General features: G+C 71.9%; 15 protein-coding genes. 7 read left to right on the forward strand and 8 right to left on the reverse strand.

What is annotated here, in order from left to right:
* Positions 1-33: 33 nt before the first annotated feature.
* The 5 genes from EST92_RS07105 to EST92_RS07125 all read right to left on the reverse strand — a co-directional run bounded on the left by EST92_RS07105 (position 34) and on the right by EST92_RS07125 (position 5482).
* Positions 34-1530 carry a HAMP domain-containing sensor histidine kinase gene (locus EST92_RS07105; RefSeq protein WP_129280085.1) on the reverse strand — a complete coding sequence of 499 codons (1497 nt, stop codon included), beginning with the start codon at positions 1528-1530 and terminating at the stop codon, positions 34-36.
* Positions 1527-2261: a response regulator transcription factor gene (locus EST92_RS07110; protein WP_129246608.1), complete on the reverse strand. Its 735-nt coding sequence runs from the start codon at positions 2259-2261 to the stop codon at positions 1527-1529. The genes EST92_RS07105 and EST92_RS07110 overlap by 4 nt, the downstream gene beginning before the upstream one ends.
* A 138-nt stretch (positions 2262-2399) precedes the next feature.
* A complete protein-coding gene (locus tag EST92_RS07115) occupies positions 2400-3470 on the reverse strand; it encodes a trypsin-like peptidase domain-containing protein (RefSeq protein ID WP_129280086.1) in 1071 nt (356 codons plus the stop codon).
* 110 nt (positions 3471-3580) lie between these two features.
* Positions 3581-4606 carry a LacI family DNA-binding transcriptional regulator gene (locus EST92_RS07120; RefSeq protein WP_129246611.1) on the reverse strand — a complete coding sequence of 342 codons (1026 nt, stop codon included), beginning with the start codon at positions 4604-4606 and terminating at the stop codon, positions 3581-3583.
* 24 nt (positions 4607-4630) lie between these two features.
* The gene (locus EST92_RS07125) at positions 4631-5482 is read right to left on the reverse strand and encodes a response regulator transcription factor (RefSeq protein ID WP_129280087.1); all 852 of its coding nucleotides are present in this window, start codon (positions 5480-5482) and stop codon (positions 4631-4633) included.
* A gap of 316 nt (positions 5483-5798) precedes the next feature.
* Between EST92_RS07125 and EST92_RS07130 the strand changes: the two genes are divergently transcribed.
* Positions 5799-6593: an alpha/beta fold hydrolase gene (locus EST92_RS07130; RefSeq protein WP_129280088.1), complete on the forward strand. Its 795-nt coding sequence runs from the start codon at positions 5799-5801 to the stop codon at positions 6591-6593.
* Between the two features lie 28 nt (positions 6594-6621).
* Here EST92_RS07130 and EST92_RS07135 read toward each other — a convergent pair whose 3' ends face one another.
* Both EST92_RS07135 and EST92_RS07140 read right to left on the reverse strand, forming a co-directional pair.
* Positions 6622-8523 (reverse strand): ABC transporter ATP-binding protein, encoded by a 1902-nt coding sequence (locus EST92_RS07135; RefSeq protein WP_174243950.1) that lies wholly within the window; start codon positions 8521-8523, stop codon positions 6622-6624.
* A gap of 107 nt (positions 8524-8630) precedes the next feature.
* Complete coding sequence (locus EST92_RS07140) at positions 8631-10364, reverse strand: ABC transporter ATP-binding protein (RefSeq protein ID WP_129280090.1); 1734 nt, start codon at positions 10362-10364, stop codon at positions 8631-8633.
* 204 nt (positions 10365-10568) lie between these two features.
* Here EST92_RS07140 and EST92_RS07145 point away from each other — a divergent pair, with 204 nt between their 5' ends.
* The 6 genes from EST92_RS07145 to EST92_RS07170 all read left to right on the forward strand — a co-directional run bounded on the left by EST92_RS07145 (position 10569) and on the right by EST92_RS07170 (position 15292).
* Positions 10569-10814: a MoaD/ThiS family protein gene (locus EST92_RS07145; RefSeq protein ID WP_093484552.1), complete on the forward strand. Its 246-nt coding sequence runs from the start codon at positions 10569-10571 to the stop codon at positions 10812-10814.
* 10 nt (positions 10815-10824) lie between these two features.
* Positions 10825-12204 carry a hypothetical protein gene (locus EST92_RS07150; RefSeq protein WP_129280091.1) on the forward strand — a complete coding sequence of 460 codons (1380 nt, stop codon included), beginning with the start codon at positions 10825-10827 and terminating at the stop codon, positions 12202-12204.
* A gap of 239 nt (positions 12205-12443) precedes the next feature.
* On the forward strand, positions 12444-13145 hold the full coding sequence (locus EST92_RS07155) for a DUF2993 domain-containing protein (RefSeq protein WP_174243946.1): 702 nt from the start codon (positions 12444-12446) through the stop codon (positions 13143-13145).
* 496 nt (positions 13146-13641) lie between these two features.
* Positions 13642-14487, forward strand: coding sequence for a sulfurtransferase (locus tag EST92_RS07160; protein ID WP_129280092.1), 846 nt, complete (start codon positions 13642-13644; stop codon positions 14485-14487).
* Positions 14488-14527: 40 nt separating this feature from the next.
* A complete protein-coding gene (locus tag EST92_RS07165; RefSeq protein WP_006603933.1) occupies positions 14528-14815 on the forward strand; it encodes a DUF1416 domain-containing protein in 288 nt (95 codons plus the stop codon).
* Positions 14816-15004: 189 nt separating this feature from the next.
* Positions 15005-15292, forward strand: a complete 288-nt coding sequence (locus tag EST92_RS07170; RefSeq protein WP_078568648.1) for a DUF3099 domain-containing protein — start codon at positions 15005-15007, stop codon at positions 15290-15292.
* A 17-nt stretch (positions 15293-15309) separates the two neighbouring features.
* On the opposite strand, the gene EST92_RS07175 is transcribed toward EST92_RS07170, so the two are convergent.
* Complete coding sequence (locus EST92_RS07175; RefSeq protein ID WP_129280093.1) at positions 15310-15675, reverse strand: DsrE family protein; 366 nt, start codon at positions 15673-15675, stop codon at positions 15310-15312.
* Positions 15676-15680 lie beyond the last annotated feature (5 nt).

A 15680-nucleotide genomic window follows, 5' to 3' on the forward strand; every position in this document is an offset into this window, starting at 1 on the left:
TAGGAAGTAGCTGGCCGACGGCCCGCCCGGGTCCTAGTGCGGTGTGGGAGGCGGCTCCCCGGTCTCCTGCGGCCCCGGGCCCGGCACGTCCGGTGGTGGGGTCGCGGCGCCCGGCAGCGTCAGCACCGCCTCGGTGCCGCCGGGGTCCGCGGACCGCAGCCGTACGGCGCCGCCCGCCTGCTGGGCCGTCCGGGCCACGATCGACAGCCCCAGGCCGCTGCCCGGCAGGCTGCGGGCGGACGGGGAGCGCCAGAACCGCTCGAAGACGTGCGGCAGTTCGTCCTGTGGGATGCCGGGGCCGTGATCGCGTACGGTCAGCTCCCCACCGGCCAGCCGGACCTCGACGGTGCCGCCGGACGGGCTGAACTTCACCGCGTTGTCGAGCAGATTGACCACCGCCCGCTCCAGCCCGTCCGGCTCGGCGCGTACGTACCAGGGGTGCAGGTCCGCCGCGAAGGTCAGCGTCGGGCCGCGCAGCCGGGCCCGCTCCAGCGCCGCGCCGACGACGTCGTGCAGCGCGACGACCGCGATGGCGCTGTGCCCCGGCTCGGGGGGCCGGGACAGCTCCTGGAGATCGCCGATCAGCGCCGCCAGCTCCCCCATCTGCGCCTTCACCGAGGCCAGCAGGGCCTCCTTGTCGGCGGCCGGGATCGGCCGGCCGGACTGCTCGCTGCGCACCAGCAGATCGATATTGGTCCGCAGGGAGGTCAGCGGCGTGCGCAACTCGTGGCCCGCGTCCGCGATCAGCTGCTGTTGCAGATCACGGGACGCGGCCAGCGCGGCGGTCATGGAGTTGAAGGAGCGCGAGAGCCGGGCGATCTCGTCGTCGCCGTCGGCGGGGATCCGGATGGCCAGGTCCTCGGTGCGGGCCACGTGCTCGACGGCGTCGGTGAGCCGGTCCACGGGCTTGAGGCCGGAACGGGCGACGGCCAGTCCGGCCGTGCCCGCGCCGACGACGCCCAGCCCCGCGACGGCCGCCAGCAGCAGCGCCAGGCGGTCCAGCGCGCTGTTGACCTCGGTCAGCGGGCGCGAGATGGACACCGCGAACTGCACACCCTGGACACCGATGTGCTTGGTCAGCACCCGGACGTCCGCGCCGCCGGTGGTGACGGCGTCGTGCAGGGTGTCGCGCTCCACGCCCTGGGCCACCCCGACGTCCGCGCGCTGCACCCGCACCGGCTGGGAGTTGGGTCCGACGCACCGCGAGCCGTCGACCTGCACGATCTGGACGTTGTAGTACGAGGGCGGGGCGTTCCTGCTCTCGGTCGGGTCGGTGGGCTCGCAGTTGGCGGTCAGCTGGAGATATTCCGCGGGGACGCTGACGTTCTGCAGCGTGTTGTCCACCTCGTCGCGCAGCTGGGCGCGGGTGAGCAGCCAGCAGGCCAGCGCGGAGACCGCCACCGCCACCGCCACCGCGGCCGCGGTGAGCAGGGTCAGCCGCGAGCGCAGCGGCAGCTGTGCGAAGCGGGCGCCGAGCCTGCTGTGCGCCGGGCCCGCCCCGCCCGGAATGTGTGCCCCGGTGCCGCTCATTCCGCGCCGCCGTCCGCCCGCAGGACGTAGCCGACCCCCCGCACGGTGTGCACCAGCCGCGGCTCGCCGCCCGCTTCCGTCTTGCGGCGCAGATACATCACGTACACGTCGAGGGAGTTGGAGGTGGGTTCGAAGTCGAAGCCCCATACGGCCTTGAGGATCTGCTCCCGGGTCAGCACCTGCCGCGGATGGGCGAGGAACATCTCCAGCAGGGTGAATTCGGTACGGGTCAGCTCGACCGGCCGGCCGCCCCGGGTCACCTCGCGGGTCGCCAGGTCCATCCGCAGATCGGCGAAGCTCAGCGTCTCGCCCTCCTCGGGGGCGCCCCCGCCGGCCGCGTACCCGCTGCGGCGCAGCAGGGCACGGATCCGGGCCAGCAGCTCGTCCAGCTCGAAGGGCTTGACGAGGTAGTCGTCGGCGCCGGCGTCCAGCCCGGTGACCCGGTCGCCGACCGTGTCACGGGCGGTCAGCATCAGGATCGGCACGGTGACCCCGCTCGCCCGCAGCCGGCGGGCGGCGGTCAGCCCGTCCATCCGGGGCATGAGGACGTCCAGCACGATCAGTTCGGGGTCGCCGGACGCGACCTTCTCGACCGCGTCCAGGCCGTCGACCGCCTGCTCGGTCACGTACCCCTCGAAGACCAGGGAGCGCTGCAGGGCCTCCCGGACCGCGGGCTCGTCGTCAACGATCAGGATGCGGGCGGGGTGGTCACCGTGCTCGGCGGGGCTCATGGGTGTGGCTACCTCGGGTGGGATCAGGAACGGCTGCTCTTCAGCCTTGCACGACGACGGGATGATGGCGGGGGTGACGCGGAGGGTTCTCGTGCCGGGTGGTGGCGGGCCGGGGCCACCGGCCGGCGGAGGGGGAGGTCAGACGCCGCTGTTGCTGCCTCCGCTCCCGCCGCCGCGCAGCGAGTCGAGGTCGGCCTTGACGGTGTTGATCGGGATGGCGAAGCCCAGGCCGATGCTGCCCGCCGAGCTGCCCGACGCCCCCGAACTCGGTGCGTACATCGCGGAGTTGATGCCGATGATCTGACCCTGCATGTTGATCAGGGCGCCGCCGGAGTTGCCCGGGTTGAGCGAGGCATCGGTCTGTATCGCCTTGTACGAGGTCTTCGACTGGCCGGGGTCGCCGTTGAACTGCCGGCCGCCGAACTCGAACGGCCAGCCGCCGTCGCCCCCGTTGTCCTGCTGCCCCCGGCTCTCCTCCTTGGGCACGGTCACATCCCGGTTGAGCGCCGAGACGATGCCGCTGGTCACCGAGCCGGTCAGCCCCTCGGGCGAGCCGATCGCCACCACCTGGTCGCCGACCGCGATCTTGTCGGAGTCGCCGAGCTGGGCCGCGGTCAGGTTCTTGGCGCCACTGATCTTGACCATCGCCAGGTCCTTGTCGGGGTCGGTGCCGACGACCTTGGCGGTCTTGCGGCTGCCGTCGCTGAACGTGACGGTCACCGTGTGCGCGCCGGCCACCACGTGGTTGTTGGTGACGATCTCGCCGTTGCTGGTGACGACCACGCCCGAGCCGGTGGACTGCCCGTTCGCGGTCCGGGCCTTGATCTCCACGATCGCCGGGCTGACCGCCTTGGCCACCGCGGAGACCCCGCTGCCGCTGGGCTTGTTGCCCGCGTTGACCAGCGGGGTGGACGCGCTGTTCTGCGTCGCCCGGTTGGTGGCGTCAGCGATCAGCGCCGCACTGCCGCCGCCGATGAGGCCGGAGATGAGCGCCACCGCCGCGATCAGCGCGACCGGCCGGCGGGTCCGGCGCCGTGACGAGGGGGCGTACGGGGGCGGCGGTGGCACGGCCTGCCCGGCACCGTCCTGGGCGCCCTGGGCGTACTCGCTGCCGTATCCGTACCCGTACGCGGAGGCGTAGTGGTTGCCGTCCGCCGACGGCCGGTCCTGGGGTGTGTCATCGCCGCTTCGGCGGTAGCTCTCGGTCATGGGAAAACTCTCCGCCCGGTCCATGAGAGCTTGCTGAGAGCGTCCTGAGAGACCCGACAGAAGTGGGTATGCCCGACATAAAGACGTCGGTTCAGGGACGCCCCGCGGCCTCAGCCGCCGCAGCCGCAGGACCGCCGTACCACCAGCCGCGACGGGAACTGCCGCAGCCGCTCCCGCCGGGAGCCGACCACCCGCAGCCCGTCGTCCAGCACCAGATCGACCGCCGCCCGCGCCATCGCCTCGCGGTCCGAGGCGACCGTGGTCAGCGGCGGATCGGTGAGCGCGGCCTCCTTCACGTCGTCGAAGCCCGCGACCGCCAGCTCACCGGGCACATCGATGCGCAGCTCGCGGGCGGCCCGCAGCACGCCGATCGCCTGGTCGTCGGTGGCGCACATGATGGCCGGCGGCCGTTGCGGCCCGGCCAGCAGCTTCAGCGCGACCTGGTAGGCGTCGTAGCGGTTGTACGGGGCCTGGAAGTAGCGCCCCTCCGCGGACTTGCCGGACTCCTGCATGGCCCGCCGCCAGCCCTCGACATGGTCGGTGACCGGGTCGCCGGACTTCGGGGTCTCCTCCGTGCCGCCGAGGAAGGCGACGTAGGGATGGCCGTGCTCCAGCAGATGCCGGGTCGCCAGCTGCGCGCCCCAGACGTCGTCCGTCATCACCGCGACGTCGTCGATGGCGTCCGGCCTGCGGTGCAGCAGCACCACCCGGGCGTCCCAGGCGTCGATCTCGGCGGCCGCGTGCTCGCTGGGGCCCTGGCTGATCAGGATCAGCCCGGACACCCGCATGCCGAGGAAGGCCCGCAGATAGTGCACCTCGCGCTCGTCGAGGTAGTTGGCGTTGCCGACCAGGACCATCTTTCCGCGCTCGGCGGCGGCCTGTTCGACGGCGTGCGCCATCTCCGCGAAGAACGGCTGCCGGGTGTCCGGCACGATCAGCCCTATGAGGTCGGTACGGCGGGACGCCATCGCCTGCGCCACCCGGTCCGGCCGGTAGCCGAGCTCCTTGATGGCGGCGAGTACCCGCTCGCGCGTGGCCGGGGCGACCGGCCGTGGTCCGTTGTTGATGACGTAACTGACAACGGCGGTGGACGTACCCGCCAGTCTTGCCACATCATCCCGCGTCACCTTGGCCACGCGCGGCAGTCTACGCGGGTGGTGCTACCGGCGGGCAGGCTGCGCATCGGGGGAGTCCGCGCCGGCGCCGACCGCCCTCCCGGAGCCGTCACCGTCCGGTTCGCCACGGCCGTCCCGCTGCGCCGTGCCCGGGGCCCCCGGGGCCCCCGAGGAGTTCGCCGCCTTCGCGGCGTCGCCCTTGCCCTTCTCCCCCGACCGCTCCGGCTTCTCCGGCACCACGAAGCGGTAGCCGACGTTGCGGACCGTGCCGATCAGCGACTCGTGCTCGGGGCCGAGCTTGGCGCGCAGCCGCCGGACGTGGACGTCGACCGTCCGCGTGCCGCCGAAGTAGTCGTAGCCCCACACCTCCTGGAGGAGCTGGGCGCGGGTGAAGACCCGGCCCGGGTGCTGCGCCAGATACTTCAGCAGCTCGAACTCCTTGAAGGTCAGGTCCAGGACCCGGCCCTTCAGCTTCGCGCTGTAGGTCGCCTCGTCGACCGAGAGATCACCGCTGCGGATCTCCATCGGACCGTCGTCGGTGGTGATCTGCTGGCGGCCCATGGCCAGCCGCAGCCGCGCCTCGACCTCGGCCGGGCCCGCGGTGTCCAGCAGGACGTCGTCCACGCCCCAGTCGGCGGTGACGGCGGCCAGCCCGCCCTCGGTGACCACCAGCACCAGCGGACAGCCGGGTCCGGTGGACCGCAGCAGCTGGCACAGGGACCGTACGTGCGGCAGGTCGCGGCGGCCGTCGATCAGTATGACGTCGGCCCCGGGGGTGTCGATGAGTGCCGGCCCCTCGGCTGGGGCCACCCGCACGCTGTGCAGCAACAGGCCGAGCGCCGGGAGCACCTCCGTCGACGGCTGGAGTGCATTGGTCAGCAGCAGGAGGGAGCTCACGCGCGACCACCTGCCCGGCTGGCGGGGCGTTTTGCCCCTTGCTGTGTGCGGTTCTGCCTGCTTCGCTCGCCCATGACGTCTGGTTCCTCCTCGGTCCCTGCGACGGGGGCACCTCCCGGCCTCGGCCGGGGTGTCTGCGGCACTGCTTCGTACGGGTCCTCGCAGCCGCGCGTGAACGCGGCTGAAAGCACAAAAGGACCCGGGGGCAACGCTGCCCGGATCCTTCTTGCCCAGCAGAATAGCTCACATGACTCCCGGACCCGAGGCCGAATGTGCAGCCTCTTGTGTTTCCTCGATCACTTCGAGTGGTCATCGGGTGTGCCTGTTGACCTCCGACGGGGTCCGGATCGAGGCCGCCCACACCCCCCGTCGGGCCCGTCCTGAAGCGGATCCGGCCACCTGCGCCGGCACCCCGGCGATCGTCCTGGCGCACGGCTTCACCGGGGCGCTGGAACGCCCCGCACTTCGTCGGGCGGCTGCCGCATTTTCCCAGCATGCGGACGTGATCACGTTTTCCTTCCGTGGACATGGCGGATCCGGCGGGCGGTCCACGGTCGGCGACCGCGAGGTCGAGGATCTGGCCGCCGCGGTCCGCTGGGCCCGCGCCCTGGGCCACCGCCGGGTCGCCACCGTCGGCTTCTCCATGGGCGGCTCGGTCGTCCTGCGGCAGGCGGCGCTGCACGGCCCGGGGGAGCACGGGGAGCGCACGGATGCGCGGCCCGACACGGTCGTCGCGGTCAGCGCCCCCGCCCGCTGGTACTACCGCGGCACCGCGCCCATGCGCCGCCTCCACTGGGCCATCACCCGGCCCACCGGACGGCTCGTCTCCCGGTTCGGGCTGGGCACCCGTATCCACCCCGAGGACTGGGACCCCGTCCCGCTCTCCCCCACCGAGGCCGCCGGGCGGCTCGCGCCCACCCCGCTGCTGCTGGTGCACGGCGACCGCGACCCGTACTTCCCCCTCGACCATCCACGGATGCTGATGTCGGCCGCCGACCCGGCGACGACGGAGCTGTGGATCGAGCGGGGCTTCGGGCACGCCGAGAACGCGGCCGCGCCGGAGCTGCTGGGGCGGATCGGGGAGTGGATCACGGCCCACACCCCGGCGTAGGCCCTGTCGGGCGTGCGCCACGCCACGCTCACTCCGGCTCGGCCACCGCCTCCGCGAACTGCGCCGCATACAGGCGGGCATAGGCGCCGCCCGTCGCCAGCAGGACGTCATGGGGGCCCTGCTCGACGATCGCGCCGTTCTCCATCACCAGGATGACGTCGGCGTCGCGGATGGTGGAGAGCCGGTGGGCGATGACGAAGCTGGTGCGGCCGCTGCGGAGCTGGGCCATCGCCTGCTGGATGAGCACCTCGGTGCGGGTGTCGACCGAGCTGGTGGCCTCGTCCAGGACGAGGATGGCCGGTTCGGCGAGGAAGGCCCGGGCGATGGTGATCAGCTGCTTCTCACCGGCCGAGACATTGCCGCCCTCGTCGTCGAGCACGGTGTCGTAGCCGTCCGGCAGGGTGCGCACGAAGCGGTCGACGTGGGTGGCCCGGGCCGCCGCCACGATCTTGTCCATCGAGGTGCCCGCGGGCGCTCCGTAGGCGATGTTCTCCGCGACCGTGCCGCCGAAGAGCCAGGTGTCCTGGAGCACCATGCCGATGTGGGACCGCAGCTCCTCGCGCGACATGTCGGCGATATCGGTGCCGTCGAGGGTGATCCGGCCGCCGCGCACCTCGTAGAAGCGCATCAGCAGATTGACGAGCGTGGTCTTGCCGGCGCCCGTCGGGCCGACGATCGCCACCGTCTGCCCGGGGTGGACGGCCAGCGACAGCCCCTCGATGAGCGGTTTGTCGGCCGTGTAGTGGAAGGTGACGTCCTCGAACCCGACGCGTCCCTCGACCCGTTCGGGCCGGGCCGGCCGGGCGGCGTCGGGCTCCTGCTCGGTGGCGTCGAGGAGCTCGAAGACCCGCTCGGCGGAGGCGACGCCGGACTGGACGAGGTTGGCCATCGAGGCGACCTGGGTGAGCGGCTGGCTGAACTGCCGGGAGTACTGGACGAAGGCCTGGACGTCACCGATGGACAGCGCCCCTGAGGCGACCCGCAGACCGCCGACGACCGCCACCATGACGTAGTTCAGGTTGCCGATGAACATCATCGCGGGCTGGATGATCCCGGAGATGAACTGGGCCCGGAATCCGGCGGCGTACAAGGCCTCGTTCTGCTGCCGGAACAGCTCGGCGGACTCCCGCTCGCGGCCGAAGACCTTCACCAGGCTGTGGCCGGTGTACATCTCCTCGATGTGCGCATTGAGCCGGCCGGTGGTCTTCCACTGCTGGACGAACTGCGGCTGGGCGCGCTTGCCGATCCGGGTGGCGACGAGCACCGAGACCGGGACCGTGACCAGGGCGACCAGCGCCAGCAGCCACGAGATCCAGAACATCATGGTCAGCACCCCGGCGATGGTCAGCAGCGAGGCCACGATCTGACTGAGGGTCTGCTGGAGCGTCTGCTGGATGTTGTCGATGTCGTTGGTCGCCCGGGAGAGCACCTCGCCGCGCTGCTGCCGGTCGAAGTAGCTCAGCGGCAGCCGCGCCAGCTTCTCCTCGACCTGCTCGCGCAGCCGGAACACGGTCCGCTGGACGACCCGGGTGGCGATCCGGGCCTGCACGAAGCCGAACACCGAGGCGCCCGCGTAGATCAGGGTGGCCCAGAGCAGGACCCCGCCGACGGCGCCGAAGTCGATCCCCTGGCCGGGGACGACCGGCATCGCGCCGAGCATGTCGGCGAGCCCGCCCTGGCCGTGGGCGCGCAGCTGGGCCACCGCCTGGGCCTTGGTGATCCCCTCGGGCAGCCGGCGGCCGACGATGCCGGACATGATCAGGTCGGTGGCCCGGCCGAGGACCTTGGGGCCCACCACCGTCAGCGTCACGCTCAGGGCGCCCAGCACCAGCGCGAAGCCGATGACGCCGCGCTCGGGCCGCATCTGGGCCAGCAGCCGCTTGCCGGAACCCTTGAAGTCCATCGACTTCTCGGTGGGCTGGCCGCCCATCATCCGGGCGGGCCCGATCGCCGGTGCCGGGCCGCGTCGGGGCGCCGCCTGCGCACTTTGGCCGCCGGCGGACGGGGTCCCGGCGGCCGGCGCCTTGTCCGCGGTGGTCACGCCGCCTCCTGCTCGGTGAGCTGGGAGAGCACGATCTCCCGGTAGGTCTCGTTGCCGGCCATCAGCTCGGTGTGGGTGCCGGTGCCGACCACCCTGCCCTCGTCGAGGACCACGATCCGGTCGGCACCGCGGATCGTGGCGACCCGCTGGGCGACGATCACCACCGTCGCGCGGTCGGTCTCCCGGGACAGCGCGGCCCGCAGCGCCGCGTCCGTCGCATAGTCCAGCGCGGAGAAGGAGTCGTCGAAGAGGTAGATCTCGGGCCGGCGCACCAGCGCCCGCGCGATGGCCAGCCGCTGTCGCTGGCCGCCGGAGACATTGCCGCCGCCCTGCGCGACGGGAGCCTGCAGACCGCCCTCCATCCGCTCGACGAACTCCCGCGCCTGGGCGGTCTCCAGGGCCTGCCACAGCTCGTCGTCGGTGGCGTCCGGATTGCCGTAGCGCAGGTTGGTGGCGACGGTCCCGGAGAAGAGGTACGGCTTCTGCGGGACCAGGCCGATGGTGCGGGCCAGCGTCTCCTGGTCGAGGGTGCGGACGTCCTCGCCGTCCACCAGGACCGTGCCGCCGGTCGCGTCGAACAGCCGCGGGACCAGCCCCAGCAGGGTCGACTTGCCGGAGCCGGTGGAGCCGATGACGGCGGTGGTCTCACCGGGGCGGGCGCGCAGCGAGATGCCCTTGAGGACCGGCTGCTCGGCACCGGGGAAGCGGAACTCGACGTTGCGCAGCTCCAGTTCACCGCGCCGGCGCAGCTCGGTGACCGGGTTCTCGGGCGGGGTGACGCTGGAGTCGGTCGACAGCACCTCCTGGATGCGCTCGGCGCAGACCTCGGCGCGCGGCAGCATCATCACCATGAACGTCGCCATCATGATCGACATCAGGATGTACATGAGGTAGCTGAGGAACGCCGTCAGCGCGCCGATCTGCATCTCGTCCGCGTCGATCCGCAGCCCGCCGAACCAGACCACGGCCACGCTGGAGAGGTTCACGATCAGCATGACCATCGGGAACATCATCGACATCAGCCGGCCGGAGCGCAGCGACACCTCGAACAGCTCGGTGTTGGCCCGGGCGAAGCGCTCGCGCTCGTAGCCGTCGCGGACGAAGGCGCGGATGACGCGGATACCGGCGATCTGCTCGCGCAGGACGCGGTTGACGGTGTCGATGCGCTCCTGCACCCCGCGGAAGAGCGGACGCAGCCGGCGCACGACCAGGGAGATCAGGATGGCCAGCACCGGCACGATGACCAGCAGCAGACCGGACAGCGGCACGTCCTGGTTCAGCGCCATCAGCACGCCGCCGATGCACATGATCGGCGCCGAGACCATCATCGTGAACGTCATCAGCACCAGCATCTGGACCTGCTGGACGTCATTGGTCGTGCGGGTGATCAGCGACGGTGCCCCGAAGGCGCCCATTTCCCGGGCGGAGAAGGACTGCACCCGGTCGAAGACCGCGGCGCGGACGTCCCGGCCGAGCGCCATGGCCGTACGGGCGCTGAAATAGACCGCGCCGATCGCACAGACGATCTGCAGGAGAGTGACGGCGATCATGAAAGCGCCGGTGCCGAGAATGTAGCCCGTGTCGCCCTTCACGACACCGTTGTCGATGATGTCGGCGTTGAGGGTGGGCAGATAGAGGGTGGCCAGGGTCTGGGTCAACTGGAGCAGCACGATCAGCGAGATCGCTCGTCGGTGGGGCCGCAAATGCCCCCATGCAAGTCGGACCAACACACAGTGAGCCTAGGCGAACATGTGCCCACGGCAACCGATATACCGCGGCCGGAACCGCACGGACGGTCGGCCGTGCCGGGATGTGCCGGGACCGGGCCGCCCGCCACGTACGCCATCATGGAGGCGGCAACGACGGGGTGCCCGCCACCACGGGCAGCCCCCGACCGACACGACGAAGAGGCCGCCGTGACAACAACTGGCACCGTGCGCTACTGGGCCGCGGCCAAGGCCGCCGCCGGCACGGCAGAGGAGCCGTACGCGGCGGCGACGCTCGCCGAGGCGCTCGACGCGGCGCGCGCGGCGCACGCCGCGAACCCGGAGTTCGCGCGCGTACTGCTGCGCTGCTCCTTCCTGGTGGACGGCGATCCGGTCGGCACCCGCGACCACGGGGCGGTGCCGCTGGCCGAGGGCGGGACCGTCGAGGTACTGCCGCCGTTCGCGGGAGGGTGAGCACACGATCATGAGCGACAACCAGCCGCAGCACCGCAACCCGTACCCGCCGCACGATCCCGCCGTACGGCCGGATCCCTACGGCCGGCCCGATCCGTACGGCCGGCCCGATCCCTACGCCCCGCAGGATCCGTACGCGCCGCAGGACCCGCACGCCCACCGTCCGCAGCAGTCCGCGCAGGCGCCGTACGGCCGGCCGGCCCACGCCGCGTCCCCGCAGCAGCAGGGTCACGACCCTTACGGGCAGCAGCCGTACGGGCAGCAGCCGGGGCACGACCCGTACGGCCGCCAGTACGGGCAGCAGCACGGCCAGCAGCAGTACGGGCGGGAGGCGTACGGGCAGCAGCAATACGGGCAGCGGCCGCAGCACGCCCGGCAGCAGCAACCGCAACAGCCCCACCAGCCCGCACAACAGCAGCCCCAGCAACCCCAACAGCCCGCACAGCAGCCGCCCTACGGCCACGAAGGCCACCGCGTCCCGTCCGCGGAGCCCTCGCAGCTGCCCACCCAGCACCAGAGCGCGCGGCCGGCCGAGGACCCCTACGGCCGCGCCCACCCCCAGCAGGCCAGGCCGGCGCCCGCGGCGCCCGCGGCCAAGCCGCCGCTGCCCACCCCGCCGGTCTCCAGCGCACCGCTCGCGGCCAACCAGCGCGCCCGCGCCGAGGGCCGCTCGCCGATCATCCCGCCCGGCATCCAGCCGGCCGCGCTGACCGCCGGGCTCGCCCTGCTGCTGGCGCTGACCGCGCCGCTGGGCCGCCCGGTGCTCGCCGTCCCGGTGGCGCTGCTGCAAGCGGTCACCGCCGCCGGCTGGTTCCGGCTCAACGGCATGTGGCCGGCCCGGCAGGGCATCGCACTCGCCTTCCTGGCCGGGCTGACCACCGATGTCGCGCTGCTGGCCACCGACCGTGAGAGCGCGCCGCTGGTGGGCATCGGCACGCTCGGCGTGTGGTGTCTGCTCGTCCTCGTCCTCCAACTGCGCAACCGCAGCAGCGCCGACGAGCGGATGTACGCGCTGACCGCGGGCCTGACCTCGACCGCGCTCGCGGTGCTCGCCGCCGGCCAGCTCGCGGCGAGCCCGTATGCGGTGGTGGTCGGCGCCGCCGGGGCGGCGGTGGCCACCCTCGCCCGGGCGCTGCCGCTGCCCGGCCCCGCCTCGATCGGCGTCGCCCTGGTGGCCGCCGCGGGCGCCGGTATCGCGGCCGGCCAGCTCACCGGCCTCGGCGCCTCCGGTGCGCTGCTGGGCCTGGCGGCCGGCGGCTGCGCCCTGATCGGGCTGCGGGTGGCCAGTTACGACTACCCGTCCCGCTTCGTCCATCTGACGGCCGGCGTGGCCCTGCCGCTGGCCCTGGCCGCGCCCGCGGTCTACGTCCTGGGGCGGACGCTGGGATGACCACCGAGGGATGACCACCGAAGCGAGCACGGAAGCACAGAAGCCGCAGGAACCTCGGGAACCCCGGGAATCAGCGGCGAAACGGAGCGGCGGCCGCCGGAAAAGCACCCTGTGCTGCCCGGCGACCGCCGCCTCCCGCTTCCCGGACCCCGTCGTTTAGGCTCCCCCGGAACGCAGGCAGGCGGCCTGCCCGGACGAGTCGGCCGGTATCCGGCCCAGGTGTGGGGGGAAGTGGTTCGATGCGTGCACTTCGCGTGCTGTTTTTCGTCGTGGTCATACTCGGCGGGCTGTTCGTGGCGGCCGACCGGGTCGCGGTGAATCTCGCCGAGGACAAGGCCGCGGACAAGATCCGCAGCAGCCAGGGGCTCGACAAGGCCCCGAACGTCGCGATCAAGGGATTCCCGTTCCTGACCCAGGTCGCCGGGCGCAACCTCCAGGAGGTGGACGCCGACCTCGGGGGCATCCAGGCCCGTGCCGAGGGACGCACGCTGCGCATCGACCAGCTGTCCGCGCAGTTCCACGAGGTCACGCTGAACAGCGACTACACGTCCATCGAGAGCGCCGCCTGGGCGACCGGCAACGCCCGGATCAACTACGCCGACCTGACCAAGGCGGCGGGCGCCGACGTCAAGGTCACCTACGGCGGGCAGAAGGACGGCCGCAGCCAGGTGAAGATATCGCCGAACGTCCCGCTGCTCAGCCAGCTGGACGTGACCGGCTCCATCAGCATCGTGCACGGCGACACCGTCCGGCTGCGGGCCGACGGGCTCCCCCGGATGTGCAAGATCCTCCCGGGCTGCGAGTCCAAGGTCCGTGCCCAGACCGACCACGACTGGAAGCTGGACCAGCTGCCCGGCAATCTGAAGCTGGACAAGGTCGTGACGATGCCCGACGGCATCTCGATCTCCGCCTCCGGCAAGAACGTCAAGCTTCCGGGCTGACCGGTCGCGCCGCCCGATCGGCCCGCGCCGTAGCCCGAATCCGCCCCGCGTCCATTTCCTGAGACGCCCTGGTCCGCACGCCAGACCTCCACCGGCATGCGGGCCCCGCGGACCTGGGGAGGCGGGCGCGACAGGGCCCCCTTGTCCCGCATCGCGGACAATCACGTCTCACTATTCGACACGCCGGTGACACGCCCCACTCTGTCTCCCTACGATCGGAGCCATGCAGAGCTCATTGAGCGGTCTCCGTCCACGGGGACGTGCGGTACTGACGAAGCGGCGGGCAGTAGACCTGTGCCGCGTCGCCGCCATGCTCTGTCGCCCTGTCTGACGGGTTTTCCCCGCCCGTCCTCACCCGGCCGGCCCCTCGGGCCGCCGTCCGCTCGCCCCGCACAGCGCCCGCCCGGACCCCCCGCCCGGAGATCATCCGCGCGCACCCGGCGGAACCGCGTGCCACTCTGCAACCGCCCCCGCAACTGCCCCGGAGGAGAACACCATGAGCCGTAGCGACGTCCTCGTAGACGCCGACTGGGTCGAAGCCCACCTTGAGGACCCGAAGGTCGTCCTCGTAGAGGTCGACGAGGACACCTCGGCCTACGACAAGAACCACATCAAGAACGCCGTCCGCATCGACTGGAAGCAGGACCTCCAGGACCCGGTGCGCCGCGACTTCGTCGACCAGGCGGGCTTCGAGAAGCTGCTCTCCGCCAAGGGCATCGCCAACGACGACACGGTCGTCCTCTACGGCGGCAACAACAACTGGTTCGCCTCCTACGCCTACTGGTACTTCAAGCTCTACGGCCACGACAGCGTCAAGCTGCTCGACGGCGGCCGCAAGAAGTGGGAGCTGGACTCGCGCGACCTGGTCGACGGCTCCGAGGTCCCGCAGCGCCCGGCGACCGAGTACAAGGCCAAGCCCCAGAACACGGCCATCCGCGCCTTCCGTGACGACGTCGTCGCCGCGATCGACAACCTCAACCTCGTCGACGTGCGCTCCCCCGACGAGTTCAGCGGCAAGCTGCTCGCCCCGGCGCACCTCCCGCAGGAGCAGTCGCAGCGGCCCGGCCACGTGCCCAGCGCCCGCAACATCCCGTGGTCGAAGAACGCCAACGACGACGGCACCTTCAAGTCGGACGAGGAGCTCAAGGCCCTCTACGAGCAGGAGTCGGTCGACCTGGCGAAGGACACCATCGCCTACTGCCGTATCGGTGAGCGCTCCGCGCTGACCTGGTTCGTGCTGCACGAGCTCCTCGGCCAGACCAACGTCAAGAACTACGACGGCTCCTGGACCGAGTACGGCTCGCTGGTCGGCGTGCCGATCGAGCTCGGCGCCAACAAGTAACCACCCCCGCTTCTCCCTTACCTCTCAAGGACGTACCCCTATGTGTGGAGCACAGGCAGGCGGCCCGGACGCCTCGACCATCAAGCCCGGTGAGACCACGATCCAGGGCAGCGTGACCCGCGACGGCGAGCCCGTCACCGGTTACGTCCGACTCCTGGACAGCACCGGCGAGTTCACCGCCGAGGTCCCCACCTCCGCGACCGGACAGTTCCGCTTCTACGCGGCCGAGGGCACCTGGACGCTGCGTGCGCTCGTCCCGGGCGGCACCGCGGACCGCACCGTCGTCGCCCAGAAGGGCGGCCTGGCGGAGGTTGCCATCGCCGTCTGACGGCAATGAATGTCCGAAGGGCCGCACCCCAGAGGTTTGGACGCCTTGATCGGGGGTGCGGCCCTTCGGCGTGCCCGGCGCCGCGCGGCCGGGCCGGACTCCACCCGGCTTCCGCCCGGCCATTCCCCCCACTTCCGCCCGGCTTCTCTCCGACTTCTGTCCGGCCCCGTGCGGACTTACCGTGGAGACATGGACGCGCACCGCCGGTCGCCCGTAGAGCGCCGCCATCGCAGGTACTTCGTCCTGATGGGCGTGTGCCTGGTGCTGTTCGTCCTGGCCTGGGGTGTGGTGCGGCTGTGGTCGGTGCCGGCGGCGGTGGGCATGTGCGTCGTCGCCATGGTGATCCCGCCGGTCGCGGCGATCATCGGCAACCGCCGCGAGCCCGGCGAGCGCTGGTGGGACGAGTCCGGCGATCCGGAGTCCGACCGCTGGTGGCGCGAGCTGGACGACCGGGGGGACGACAAGCACCCCCAGTAGGCCCGCCCGCGCCCGCGTCAGTAGACCAGGGCCTGGACGTCGTCCGGCATGATCTCGCTGACGAACACCTGGGAGCCGGCGATCCCGGCCCCTTCGATGAGGTCCTTCTGCTCGATGTCACGCCGCGCCGCGCACTGGGTGCAGACCGTGAGCGCCCCGCCGCCGGCCCGGATGCCGTCGAGCAGCTCCGGCAGCGGCGCCGCGTGCGGCAGCTCGAACTCCGCCGCGCGTCCCGGCAGCGCGAACCACACCGACTCCCCGGTCAGCCACAGCGACACCTCGACGCCGCTGGCGACCGCCACCGCCGCCACCGTGAACGCCTGCGAGCACCGCTCGGGCGCATCCGCACCCGCCGTCACCTTGATCACGAGCTTCTTCGCCATGGGGC

It is taken from the genome of Streptomyces sp. TM32 (assembly GCF_004122755.1).
Lineage (GTDB): Bacteria > Actinomycetota > Actinomycetes > Streptomycetales > Streptomycetaceae > Streptomyces > Streptomyces sioyaensis.